Here is a 12,913-nt window from a genome sequence, read left to right as displayed (position 1 = left end):
ATTCGCGGGCGCGGAGAATAGCACAAATTTTGATCAAATCCGACGACAGTAGTCGGATAAGTGATCGGCTCGACTCGCGACTCTGGCACCCTTCCGGCATCAAAGTCGCGATCCCGAGGCCTACTTATTCATCATCATCAAAGTTGTAACTGCCCGGCGCGAGGTTCTCGAAGCGGGTGTACTTGCCGATGAACGCCAGCCGGATAAACCCGATCGGGCCGTTCCGCTGCTTGCCGATGATGATTTCAGCGATGCCTTTGTGTTCGGTCTCGGGGTGATACACCTCATCCCGGTAGACGAACATGATGACGTCGGCGTCCTGCTCGATCGCTCCGGATTCCCGCAAGTCGGAGTTCACCGGGCGCTTGTTGGGACGCTGTTCGAGGGAGCGGTTGAGCTGGGACAGCGCGACCACCGGGCAATTGAATTCCTTGGCGAGCGCTTTCAACGAACGGGAGATCTCGGAAATCTCGTTCGTCCGGTTATCGCCGCTTGAGCCAGGGATCTGCATCAGTTGCAGGTAGTCGATCATGATCAGGCCGATATCGCCATGTTCGCGGACCAGCCGCCGCGTGCGCGCTCGCATCTCGGAGGGGCTGATGCCGGCCGTGTCATCGATGAACAACTTGCGATCGTTGAGCAGGTTGACCGCCGATGTCAGGCGCGGCCAGTCATCGTCATCGAGCTGACCGGAACGGACCTTGGTCTGATCGATACGACCGAGCGACGAAAGCATACGCATGATCAGCGATTCGCCTGGCATCTCCAGCGAGTAGACCAGCACCACCTTGTCACTGCGCAGCACTGCGTTTTCCACTAGGTTCATCGCGAAGGTGGTCTTACCCATCGACGGACGACCCGCGACGATGATCAGGTCAGACTGCTGCAGACCGCTGGTCTTTTCATCCAGGTCGGCGTAACCGGTAGAGAGACCGGTGATGCCGTCGCCGATGTTGAACAGCGTATCGATGCGGTCAATCGCCCGGGTCAGCAGGTCGTTGACGCTGACCGGGCCGCCTGTCTTGGGCCGCGCTTCGGCGATCTGGAAGATCTGCCGTTCGGCCTCGTCGAGAATCTCTTCGGCGGTACGCCCCTCCGGGTTGAACGCACTGTCAGCGATCTCGGTACTGATGCCGATCAACTGACGCAGCGTTGCGCGCTGACGAACGATCTGGGCATACGCCTTGATGTTCGCAACCGACGGGATGTTCTTCGCGAGTTCCGACAGGTAACCGAGGCCACCGACTTGCGACGTCTGGCCTTCCTTGTCGAGCTGCTCGGCGAGGGTCACGACGTCGATCGGCTGGTTTTGATCCGCCAGCTTGGCAATGGCGCGGAATATCAGACGGTGGTCATGACGATAGAAGTCGCCATCCGACACCTGATCAAGCACGCGCTCCCAGGCGTTGTTGTCCAGCATCAAACCACCGAGCACGGCCTGTTCGGCCTCAATGGAATGCGGCGGCACCTTCAGGGCAGCGGTTTGCAGGTCATATTGCTCGGGAGCGGAGATGTCGTTCATGGCCACACGGAAATCAGGGGGTTGAATCAGGATACTCAGAAATGACAAAGGGCACGACCTGCGAACAGGAACGTGCCCAATGCTAACCGACGGAGGAGCGAGTCATCAGTCGGTCAGACTTCTGCACCGAAGCGCAGAAACCATACTGCTTAAGCAGCTACAACAACAACGCGAACGGTAGCTTCAACATCGCTGTGCAGGTGCACGGCTACGTCGTATTCGCCAACGTTACGGATGGTGCCGTTCGGCAGACGAACTTCAGCTTTGGCCACTTCAACGCCAGAGGCGGTCAGTGCGTCAGCGATGTCGTGAGTACCGATCGAACCGAACAGCTTGCCTTCGTCACCAGCGGTGGCAGTGATAGTCACTTCCAGCTCAGCCAGTTGAGCAGCACGAGTTTCAGCAGAAGCTTTCTTCTCGGCGGCAGCTTTTTCCAGCTCTGCACGACGCTCTTCAAACGCGGCCACGTTGGCAGCGGTTGCAGCGGTTGCTTTGCCGAAAGGCAGCAGGAAGTTACGACCGTAGCCAGCCTTAACGTTTACTTTATCGCCCAGGTTGCCCAGGTTGGCGACTTTTTCCAGCAGGATGAGTTCCATTTGGTAAAACCTCTTAACTTTAACCTTCACCGTTCGCAGAACCGTTATCGGCATCTTTCGACGCCAGACGGCCGCGAAAATCAATCAGGCTGTCGACAATGGCAAACACCACCAGCAACGGATAGATCAGCTGCATGAACAGCAACAGCGTGACGTACAACCCCACCAGCCAGAACCGTGTCAGGCGCTTTGCAGCGACCAGACCGTGAATCAGGGCCAGGCCCGCGAACATGAGCGGCACGCTGCACAACGGTGTCAGCATCGCCAGTTGAGGACCGAAGTTCGGCCCCACCAACATGCACACCAGCAGCACCAGCATCGGTGCCCGCGGGAGTTTCAGGCTGCGAAATTCGCGTCCGAAACCGCCCGGGTTATACAACAACGCCTGCCAGTACCGCCCAAGGAGCAGGCATACCACGCTGACGATCTGCAACAACGCTGCAATCAGGCCATTGAGGACCGGTGTAATCAGTGCCCCCAGACGCGCTCGCTCTTCTACCGACATCTGCTGGTAGACATCACCGAAGACGTGGGGCAGGAGCTTTTGCAGCTCCCCCGCCATGGCTTCGATGGGCTCGCGAAACACCGCGCCCAGAACCACTGCATACAACAATCCAACCGCCACGCTGACCAGCAGCACGCGGACCCAGGACTCGCTGGCACGCAACACGGCGGCCAGCCCCCAGGAACCCAGCAACACCATCAGGGTGCGAGGTTCACCGAAATACCACCAGACCAACGCTGGCAGCAGAGCCCAGGCAAGGACGCCCAGGGCGTCACTCATCCCGCGTCGCAGGAGCACAAGGCAACCTGCGGCAGCACTCAACCAGAACAACAGCGGCAATGCCGCACATCCAACCACTACGAGAGTGGCCTGCATGCGGCCGCGCATGATGAATTCAGCCATGGCGCGCATGCGATCTATCCCTTACTGCGTTTGTCGACTACCTGGTCTCAGCGGCCGTGGCTGTCGGTGTAGGCCAACAGGGCCAGGAAGCGGGCGCGCTTGATAGCGGTAGCCAGCTGACGCTGATAACGAGCTTTGGTACCAGTAATGCGGCTAGGAACGATCTTGCCGGTTTCAGATACGTAGGCTTTCAGGGTGTTGAGATCTTTGTAATCGATCTCCTTCACATTTTCAGCTGTGAAGCGGCAGAATTTACGACGACGGAAGAAACGTGCCATGTAATGGGCTCCTCAAAAGGTCCGTGGATTACTCGTCAGCGTTATCGCTGTTGTCGCTGTCATCACCATCGGCGCCATCGGCGTCGGAGTGCTCAGGACGGTCGCGACGCTCACGGCGCTCACTGCGGTTTTCTTCAGCCTTGAGCATTTCGGACTGGCCAGTAACAGCTTCGTCGCGACGGATGACAAGGTTACGGATCACGGCATCGTTGTAACGGAAGTTGTCTTCCAGCTCGGCCAGGGCCTTGCCAGTGCACTCAACGTTCAGCATCACGTAGTGAGCCTTGTGAACATTGTTGATTGCATAGGCCAGTTGACGACGGCCCCAATCTTCCAGACGGTGGATCTTGCCGCCGTCTTCTTCGATCAGCTTGGTGTAACGCTCAACCATGCCGCCGACTTGCTCGCTCTGGTCCGGGTGAACCAGAAAGATGATTTCGTAATGACGCATGAATGCTCCTTACGGGTTGTAGCCTGCCGCCAAAGCGGTCAGACAAGGAGTGAATAACACTGGTTTATCTTGCACAGGGACAGGCACATGAGCGCCTGCCATGACAGCAAGGGGCGCAATTGTAGAGAAGGGGTCGGAGGGGCGCAAGGAGATTGGTGAATATTTGAACAATGACGCTGAGCTACAAGCTACAAGCTGAAGCGTGACTGGCTTGAGGCTTGCAGCTTGAGGCTTGCAGCTTGCTACTGACAACTACTTCTTGGCAGCAGCGCGCTGACGCAGGGCTTCGAACAGGCAGACGCCTGTGGCAACCGAAACGTTGAGACTGCTCACGCTGCCAGCCATCGGCAGGCGCACCAGATAGTCGCAATGCTCGCGGGTCAGGCGGCGCATGCCTTTGCCTTCGGCACCCATGATCAGGATGGTCGGGCCGGTCAGGTCCTGCTGATACAACTCCTGCTCGGCCTCGCCCGCAGTGCCGACGACCCACAGACCACGTTGCTGAAGTTTTTCCAGCGTGCGTGCCAGGTTGGTCACGGCCACAAGAGGGATCACCTCCGCCGCACCGCATGCCACTTTTCGAACGGTCGGCGTCAATGTCGCAGACTTGTCCTTGGGCACGATCACCGCCAGAGCGCCGGCTGCGTCGGCAGTCCGCAGGCAGGCGCCAAGGTTATGGGGGTCAGTGACGCCATCAAGCACCAGGATCAGTGGCGGACCTTCAGTGCGATCGAGCAACTCGTCGAGCATCGCCTCGCCCCAGACCTGGCTCGGACTGACATCCGCCACTACGCCTTGGTGAACACCCTCGACCCACGCATCCATCTCGCGGCGCTCGGCCTGCCCCACCGACACGCGGTTCTGCGCGGCGAGCTCGATAAGCACCTGAACCCGCGGATCGCTGCGCCCTTCAGCCAGCCAGATCTGCTTGACCCGCTTCGGGTGATGACGCAACAACGCCTCTACGGCATGAACACCGTAGATTTTTTCCAGCTGACTCATGACTTCGCCTTAGGTTTGCGCACGCTGCCACTGCCTGAAGCAGAGGTCGAGCCCGATTTGGACGACCCCTTGCGATGTTTGCTGGTTTTACCGGAAGCGCCAGCAGAGTCACTCGTCGACTTTCCCGACGATGCCTTGCTACCACCCTTGGCTTCAGTCAGCAGCGCTTTCTTCATCTCACGGCTTTTGCGGACTTCCGCATTCTTGGCAGCCGCATCACCCGGCCGGTAAGCTTCGGCGACAGGCTCTTTCGCGGTGCGACGACCGGACTTGGAAGCAGACGACGACTCCTTGGAGTCCTTGCCCTTCTCCGCCGCCGCAGGCTCGGACGTTCGACGCTTGCGGCCGATCGGCGCGCTGGTGGTCTTTTCGGACATTTCGAAGTCGATCTTGCGCTCGTCAAGATCAACGCGCATCACGCGCACTTCAACGGTATCGCCCAGACGGAAGCTACGGCCTGTGCGCTCGCCGGCCAGGCGATGATGGACCGGATCGAAGTGGTAGTAGTCACCCGGCAATGCGGTGACGTGAACCAGGCCTTCGACGTAGATATCGGTCAGCTCGACGAACAGACCAAAGCCGGTAACAGCCGTGATCACACCCGGGAACGACTCGCCAACGCGGTCTTTCATGAACTCGCATTTCAGCCAGTTCGTGACGTCGCGTGTCGCCTCATCGGCACGGCGCTCGCTCATCGAGCACTGCTCGCCCAACTGCTCGAGCATCGCTTCGTCGTACGGGTAAATACGGGCCTTCGGAATGGCGGGAGCACCGGCACGGCGAACGTGCGGGGTTTCCTGCTTGGAGCGGATCACACTGCGGATCGCGCGGTGAGTCAGCAAGTCCGGGTAGCGACGAATCGGCGAGGTGAAGTGAGTGTACGCCTCGTAATTCAAGCCGAAGTGGCCATGGTTATCGGAGCTGTATACCGCCTGGCTCAACGAACGCAGCATGACAGTCTGGATCAGGTGGTAATCCGGACGGTCCTTGATGGTTTCGAGCAGCGCCTGGTAATCCTTCGGCGTCGGGCCGTCTTTGCCCTTGTGCAGAGAAAGACCCAACTCGCCAAGGAAGGCACGCAGCTTTTCCAGGCGCTCAGGCGGCGGGCCGTCGTGTACGCGGTACAGTGCGGGAATTTCGTGCTTCTTGAGAAACGCTGCAGTCGCCACGTTCGCCGCGAGCATGCACTCTTCAATCAGCTTATGCGCATCGTTGCGAGTGGTCGGACGGATCTCGGCGATTTTGCGCTCGGAACCGAAAATAATCCGGGTTTCCTGGGTTTCAAAATCGATGGCACCGCGAACATGCCGGGCGCCCAGAAGCACTTTGTACAACGCATAAAGCTGCTTCAGATGCGGTACGACGTCGCCATACTGCTCACGCAGCTGCTTGGCTTCGGCGGCTTTCGGGTGTTCCAGCATCGAGCTGACCTTGTTGTAGGTCAGGCGTGCATGGGAGTGGATCACGGCTTCGTAGAACACGTAGTCGGTCATTTCGCCGGTTTTGGAGATCGTCATCTCGCAAACCATTGCCAGACGATCAACCAGCGGATTCAGCGAGCACAGCCCATTGGACAGCTGCTCAGGCAGCATCGGGATCACGCGCTCGGGGAAATACACCGAGTTGCCACGCACTTGAGACTCCGCGTCGAGCGCCGAGCCGAGCTTCACGTAGCTTGATACGTCGGCGATGGCCACGTAAAGCTTCCAGCCGCCGGAGAACAGGCGCAGCTTGCCGGGCTTGGCTTCGCAGAAAACGGCATCGTCGAAGTCGCGGGCGTCTTCACCGTCGATGGTGACGAATGGAAGGTGACGCAGATCGACGCGGTTTTCCTTGTCCTTCTCCTCCACTTCCGGCTTCAGTTTGGCGGCTTCTTTCAGCACAGCCTCGGGCCAGACGTGAGGAATGTCGTAGGTACGCAGCGCGACATCGATCTCCATGCCTGGCGCCATGTAATTACCCACAACCTCAACCACATCGCCTTGCGGCTGAAAACGCGGCGTTGGCCAGTGGGTGATTTTCACCTCGACGAACTGACCGACCTTGGCGCCGTTGTTACGGCCCGGGGTAATCAGCACTTCTTGCTGGATTTTTGGGTTGTCCGGCTGGACGAAACCGATGCCGCTTTCTTCGAAGTAGCGGCCCACTACGGTTTCATGGGCGCGGGAGATGACCTCGACGATGACGCCTTCGCGGCGACCGCGACGGTCCAGGCCCGAGACGCGCGCCAATGCACGGTCACCATCGAACACCAGGCGCATTTGCGCAGGGCTCATGAACAGGTCGTCAGAGCCGTCATCCGGGACCAGGAAGCCGAAGCCGTCACGGTGACCGCTGATGCGACCCAGGATGAGGTCCAGCTTGTCGACCGGCGCGTACGTGCCGCGCCGGGTGTAAATCAGTTGCGCGTCGCGCTCCATGGCACGGAGCCGACGTCGCAGGGCCTCGATCTGATCTTCAGTCGTCAGGCCAAATTCTTCCACCAACTGCTCGCGGGCTGCGGGCGATCCGCGCTCGGAGAGGTGAGCCAGAATCAGCTCACGGCTAGGGATGGGGTTTTCGTATTTTTCCGCTTCACGAGCGGCCTCGGGATCGAGGGACTGCCAATCGGCCATTAGAATGAATTCACCTTATCTGTATGTAATTAGTTTGGCATATACCAGATTGAAACGCGAAGACAGCGTTTGCTGGGACTTTTCGCTATTTCAAATTATTTTTGCACGGGGGCTTTACAGCCTTCAATCTCCTCCGTAAGATGCGCCCCACAACGACGGCACTGCCAAGTTGTAGTTGAAATCAAACGAAATATCGAATGAAATCAACGAACTGCCCAGATGGTGAAATTGGTAGACACGCCAGCTTCAGGTGCTGGTGACCGCAAGGTCGTGGAAGTTCGAGTCTTCTTCTGGGCACCAATTCAACGAAACCGAGCTTAGGCTCGGTTTTGTGCATTTTGCGGTTTGAAAAGTCAAGTGTTGCAAAACAGCCGTTAGCGTAGATCACTTCCCCCTGCCCTGTCCTCGCTGCAAATGAATCATCCTGCCGTCTCCCCAATAAATTCAAAAATTCAGTTGCACTCCCGCGAAAAATCTAATTAAATCAGCGCCATGCCCAGATGGTGAAATTGGTAGACACGCCAGCTTCAGGTGCTGGTGACCGCAAGGTCGTGGAAGTTCGAGTCTTCTTCTGGGCACCAAACAAACAAAACCAAGCCGAGTGCTCGGTTTTGTGCTTTCTGGGGAGCTGCAATTGTCCCTCCTAGAGCGAAACTACGCTCGAAATTGCCCCAGACTAGCCTTCAGCTGCGCGGCAAGCCTGTCCAGCGTCTTGCCGCTGGCGGTCGTTTCCACCACTGCCTGGGCAGCCTTCTCGGCCTGGGCGTGAATAACCTCTACCCGCCCACGCACCGCTTGCGCGCCCTGAGCCTGATGCTCTGCCGCTCGGGTCGCCAGGCCAATCGCCGCATGAACCTGCTCGACCGACACCTGCACAGAGTGCTGCAGCCGCGCGCTGTCTTTCAGCACTGCGAGCCCTTCCTTGGCCTGACGACCGGCGAGACCAATCGTTGCCACTGCTTCGCGCGCCCCGGATTGCAGCTTGGCGATGTGCTCCTGGATATCGCCCGTCGAGCTTTGCGTCTTGCTCGCCAACGCGCGCACTTCATCGGCGACAACGGCGAAACCTCGACCGGTCTCACCGGCGCGCGCGGCCTCAATGGCAGCATTGAGAGCAAGCAGGTTGGTTTGCTCGGCGATGCCATGGATCACTTCCAGCACCACTTCAATCTGCTGGCTTTGCTGCGCCAGCCGCTCGATGACCTGGGCGCCGGTGTCCACCTGCCCGGCCAGCGCCTCGATCAAACTGCCGACCTGATTGGAGGTGCGCGTGTTCTCATCAGTCGCTTGACGAATATCCACCACCTGCCGCAACGCCGCCTGCATCGCCTGGCTCTCGGCCTGCGCCTCGTCAGCCATCTGTGCCAACGCTTGAAGGCTGGCAGCCACCTCATCGCGCTGCAATTCAGCTGCCGCGCCAGCTCCTGCATTGCGTTTGCTCATGGCGCCAATCTCGACGCCAGTCTGCTGCGCCACATCCCCCGCCTCCCGGACGATCGGCTGCAACTTATCGACAAAGCGGTTCACGGCCGCAGCCATGTCGCCTATCTCATCGTTGCTGTTGAGTTTGACGCGCTTGGTCAGATCGCCTTCACCTGCCGCCAGATCATCCAGCGCACGGTTGAGCAACTGCAAGCGCAGCACCACGCGACGCCCCAGCACAATCGCCAACACCACCAGCACGCCGAGCCCCACCAGGGACAGCCCGACGCCGATCCTCCAGCGCAAGGTGGACGCAGCTTCCTGTACGGCAGAACTGGTATTGGTTGCCATCGCAGCGGCCGACGATTGCGCCGTTTGCAGACGCGAGCGCAATGCGGCAGAGCTCTCGGCCGCAGCGCCGCCCAAGCTTTCGGAGACCAGTTGATCACCGCTGCCGATCAGCGCAGCGAAGCGCTTGTCCAGCGCCGCCAGATTCTCTTCTACCGAGGTGGTTGACACGCCCATGCGGACCTTGCCGATCTCGACGCCATTGGGGCTGATGGACGCTTCAACGTAGTAAACCGAAGGGTCTTTCTGCGCCGCGTTCAGGACCTTGTCCATGGCGCGCTCACCCTCGCCTTTCGCCAACAGGGCCTTGATCGATTCGTTCTCGCGATTCAGGTAACGCGTCAAGTGCTCGCCCTGGGCGTCGTCGTAGACCACGAACAGCACGTTCGGATTACGTTGCGCCCGGCGCGCGAACTCCGACAGCGTCGGCGTATCGCCATCCCACATCGCCCGTGGCGCGACAGCTGCCAGCAGCTCGGCCATGTCCGTCGCCGAATCCCGAAGGTCTTTCTCCAGCGTCGCACGCAGTTGCGCCTGCTCATCTTTAAGGCGCGTCGAGAGGCCGGCACTCAGGCGCTGACGAGTATTTTGCGAAAGACTGTCCAGACTGGACGTTACGTCACGGCTCGCCTGCTCCAGCTCGCCGGTCAAGTGTTGCGAATCTACACCCAGCCGTGCCGCCAGCTCAGCTTCGAGCGCAGTGACGGTGCTCCGAGTGAGGGCGACGGCAACCAGCACTTGCACCAGAAGGGCGATACCAAGAGCAATGAATACGGGCCGCAGCAAGCGGCTGCGCAGAAGAGAATTAACGGCCGACACAGGAGATCCCTCGCCACACACGCCATCAAAATGATGGCATCGTTTTATAAGCGGAATCACAGCAAGGGTCGTGCCGCAGTGGCGAGTAGTTTCCAGCGGGCAAAACAAAGGGCCGCCGAGGCGACCCTTTATTTGCGCTTCAACGACTTATCAGTCGAACGGATGACGCAGAACGATCGTCTCGTTGCGGTCAGGGCCCGTCGAAATAATGTCGATCGGTGCGCCGACCAGCTCTTCAAGACGTTTGATGTAAGCGCGAGCATTGGCAGGCAGCTCTTCCAGGGTCTTGGCACCCAGGGTCGACTCGGACCAGCCCGGCACTTCTTCGTACACCGGCTCAAGGCCGATGTAGCTGTCGGCGTCGGTCGGTGCGTCGATCACTGCGCCGTTTTCGTTCTTGTAACCCACGCAGATGTTGATGGTCTCGAGACCGTCAAGCACGTCCAGCTTGGTCAGGCAGATGCCCGAGATGCTGTTAACGTCGATGGCGCGACGCAGGATAACGGCGTCGAACCAGCCACAGCGACGCGCACGGCCGGTGGTTGCCCCGAACTCGTGGCCGCGCTTGGCCAGGAACGCGCCAACGTCGTCGAACAGCTCCGTCGGGAACGGACCCGAACCCACGCGAGTGGTGTAAGCCTTGGTGATGCCCAGAATGTAATCCAGGTACATTGGCCCCATGCCCGAACCGGTAGCGATGCCGCCGGCAGTGGTGTTCGAACTGGTGACGTACGGGTAGGTACCGTGGTCGATGTCCAGCAGCGAACCCTGAGCGCCTTCGAACATGATGTCTTTGCCGGCGCGACGCATTTCGTGCAGCGTTGCGGTCACGTCGAGCATCATCGGCTTGAGCAGTTCGGCGTATTCCATGCACTCGTCGAGCGTCTTCTGGAAGTCGATCGCCGGCTCTTTGTAGTAGTTGACCAGAACGAAGTTGTGGTAATCCAGCAGCTCGCCCAGCTTGGCGGCAAAGCGCTCGCGATGGAACAGATCACCGATGCGCAGACCACGACGCGCAACCTTGTCTTCGTATGCCGGGCCAATGCCGCGACCGGTGGTGCCGATCTTGTGCTCGCCACGGGCCTTTTCGCGGGCCTGATCAAGGGCCACGTGATAGGACAGGATCAGCGGGCAGGACGGGCTGATGCGCAGACGCTCGCGCACCGGAATGCCTTTATCTTCCAGCTTGGTGATTTCGCGCATGAGCGCATCAGGCGCGACGACCACACCGTTGCCGATCAGGCACTGCACGCCTTCGCGCAGGACGCCGGACGGAATCAGGTGGAGGACGGTTTTTTCGCCGTCGATCACCAGTGTGTGGCCAGCGTTGTGGCCACCTTGATAGCGCACTACCGCGGTTGCATGTTCGGTCAGCAGATCAACGATCTTGCCTTTGCCCTCATCACCCCATTGGGTGCCCAGGACTACGACATTCTTACCCATAACACTTGTCCTCATTCGCGCAAACTTGGTGCCGGCAGCGGCCGGCGGGGAAACTTAAGAGGCCAGCGGCATTACCTGCCAACGCTCGCCCTGCTGAATCAATTGCCGATCACAGTCGGCGTCTAGCGCTGCTGAAACCGGTTGGCCTGGCAACGCCTGAACCACACGCTGACCTTCAGCGCGCAACTGGCAGACCGTTTGCCACAGCGCCGCATCAGTGCTGTCCGGCATCCAGATACCGCCAGACGGTAGCTCGATCTGCGCCTGGCCGCGTGTCACCAGGGTTTTCAAATCGGTGGAAAAACCCGTCGCCGGTCGCGCGCGACCGAAGTCGGCACCAATGTCATCGTACCGACCGCCCTGGGCGATCGACTGGCCAACACCCGGGACGAAGACCGCAAAGACCACGCCAGTGTGGTAGTGGTAGCCGCGCAATTCGCCAAGGTCAAAGTACAACGGTAGCTCAGGGAATCGGGCCGAGAGACGTTCGGCGATTTCCTGCAGATCATCCAGCGCCTCAATGACCGCCGCCGGCGCATTCGCCAGACGGTCGCGGGCCTGCGCCAATACCGTACGGTCGCCACACAGATCCACCAGCGCACGCAACATGCTGGCCAAGTCGGTCGGCAGACCTTCGGTCAACGCAATGACCTCGTCGATGGCTTTGCGCTGGAGTGCATCAAACAGCTGTTGCTCGACTTCGCCGGACAATCCGGCAGCGCGGGCAAGACCGCGGTAAATCCCGACGTGCCCCAGGTCCATATGGACGTCTGGCACATCCGCCAATTGCAGCATCGCCAGCATGAGGCTGATGACTTCGACGTCACTGCTCGGGCTCGCGTCGCCGTACAGCTCGGCACCCAACTGGATCGGGCTGCGCGAGGACGACAATGCACGCGGCTGGGCATGCAGCACGCTGCCGGCGTAGCAGAGGCGGCTTGGGCCTTCGCGACGCAGGGTGTGGGCGTCGATGCGGGCGACCTGTGGCGTGATGTCCGCGCGGAAACCCATCTGCCGACCCGATTGCGGGTCGACCACTTTGAAGGTGCGCAGATCCAGATCCTGGCCCGCACCGGTGAGCAGTGATTCGAGGTATTCGATGTGCGGGGTCACGACAAACTCGTAGCCCCAGCTCTGAAACAGATCCAGCACCTGACGACGCGCGACTTCAATGCGCGCAGCTTCCGGCGGCAGTACTTCTTCGATGCCATCCGGCAGCAGCCAGCGGTCAACCGTTGCCATTACGCCTTTCCCCTATGATCCGGGCGGCCGGCCCTTGGGCAAGCCTTGAGTGAAGCAGACAGCATTCTGCGGACGCAGGGCAAGGGAATGTCCCCTGCCCGATGAGCCGCACTATCGTGAACACCGTCCTCGAAAAAACTGCCGCGCACGGAACACGTCACGGCCAATCAATCGTGCAGACGCAAAAAAGCCGGGAATTTCCCGGCTGCCGCATCATACACACGTTTTGTCGCGCGATCACCCCGACGGGCAGTTTTGCCGCCCGGCG

At 59.8% G+C, this 12,913-nt stretch carries 10 protein-coding genes and 2 tRNA genes; 2 read left to right on the top strand and 10 right to left on the bottom strand.

The features are described from left to right. Positions 1-124 precede the first annotated feature (124 nt). From dnaB to rnr, 7 genes are all read right to left on the bottom strand, one after another. Positions 125-1,522 carry a replicative DNA helicase gene (dnaB, locus tag SLW75_RS24885; RefSeq protein ID WP_065987793.1) on the bottom strand — a complete coding sequence of 466 codons (1,398 nt, stop codon included), beginning with the start codon at positions 1,520-1,522 and terminating at the stop codon, positions 125-127. 149 nt (positions 1,523-1,671) lie between these two features. After that, positions 1,672-2,118 (bottom strand): 50S ribosomal protein L9, encoded by a 447-nt coding sequence (gene rplI, locus SLW75_RS24880; RefSeq protein ID WP_065987794.1) that lies wholly within the window; start codon positions 2,116-2,118, stop codon positions 1,672-1,674. A 19-nt stretch (positions 2,119-2,137) separates the two neighbouring features. Beyond that, a complete protein-coding gene (locus SLW75_RS24875; protein ID WP_065987795.1) occupies positions 2,138-3,034 on the bottom strand; it encodes a hypothetical protein in 897 nt (298 codons plus the stop codon). A gap of 38 nt (positions 3,035-3,072) precedes the next feature. Continuing rightward, positions 3,073-3,303, bottom strand: a complete 231-nt coding sequence (gene rpsR / locus SLW75_RS24870) for a 30S ribosomal protein S18 (protein WP_037015707.1) — start codon at positions 3,301-3,303, stop codon at positions 3,073-3,075. Between the two features lie 28 nt (positions 3,304-3,331). After that, positions 3,332-3,754, bottom strand: coding sequence for a 30S ribosomal protein S6 (rpsF, locus tag SLW75_RS24865; RefSeq protein WP_065987796.1), 423 nt, complete (start codon positions 3,752-3,754; stop codon positions 3,332-3,334). A 252-nt stretch (positions 3,755-4,006) separates the two neighbouring features. After that, positions 4,007-4,756 carry a 23S rRNA (guanosine(2251)-2'-O)-methyltransferase RlmB gene (gene rlmB / locus SLW75_RS24860; RefSeq protein ID WP_037015712.1) on the bottom strand — a complete coding sequence of 250 codons (750 nt, stop codon included), beginning with the start codon at positions 4,754-4,756 and terminating at the stop codon, positions 4,007-4,009. Further along, on the bottom strand, positions 4,753-7,371 hold the full coding sequence (rnr, locus tag SLW75_RS24855; RefSeq protein WP_369319100.1) for a ribonuclease R: 2,619 nt from the start codon (positions 7,369-7,371) through the stop codon (positions 4,753-4,755). Before rnr ends, rlmB begins: the two co-directional genes overlap by 4 nt. Before the next feature lie 213 nt (positions 7,372-7,584). Here rnr and SLW75_RS24850 point away from each other — a divergent pair. Then, a tRNA-Leu gene (locus tag SLW75_RS24850) sits at positions 7,585-7,671 on the top strand. Positions 7,672-7,865: 194 nt separating this feature from the next. After that, a tRNA-Leu gene (locus SLW75_RS24845) sits at positions 7,866-7,952 on the top strand. A 73-nt stretch (positions 7,953-8,025) separates the two neighbouring features. Here the strand turns inward: SLW75_RS24845 and SLW75_RS24840 are convergent. From SLW75_RS24840 to SLW75_RS24830, 3 genes are all read right to left on the bottom strand, one after another. Further along, complete coding sequence (locus tag SLW75_RS24840; RefSeq protein WP_065987798.1) at positions 8,026-9,960, bottom strand: methyl-accepting chemotaxis protein; 1,935 nt, start codon at positions 9,958-9,960, stop codon at positions 8,026-8,028. Between the two features lie 150 nt (positions 9,961-10,110). Then, entirely contained in the window at positions 10,111-11,403 is a 1,293-nt protein-coding gene (locus SLW75_RS24835; protein WP_065987799.1) for an adenylosuccinate synthase, read from the bottom strand. A 54-nt stretch (positions 11,404-11,457) separates the two neighbouring features. Further along, entirely contained in the window at positions 11,458-12,645 is a 1,188-nt protein-coding gene (locus tag SLW75_RS24830; RefSeq protein ID WP_065987800.1) for an ATP phosphoribosyltransferase regulatory subunit, read from the bottom strand. Positions 12,646-12,913: the final 268 nt, after the last annotated feature.

The organism is Pseudomonas sp. W5-01 (assembly GCF_046540435.1).
In the GTDB taxonomy this organism is placed as follows: Bacteria; Pseudomonadota; Gammaproteobacteria; order Pseudomonadales; family Pseudomonadaceae; genus Aquipseudomonas; species Aquipseudomonas graminis_B.
The sequence above is the reverse complement of the archived record's forward strand: the minus strand, read 5'-3'. Positions and strand labels throughout refer to the sequence as shown.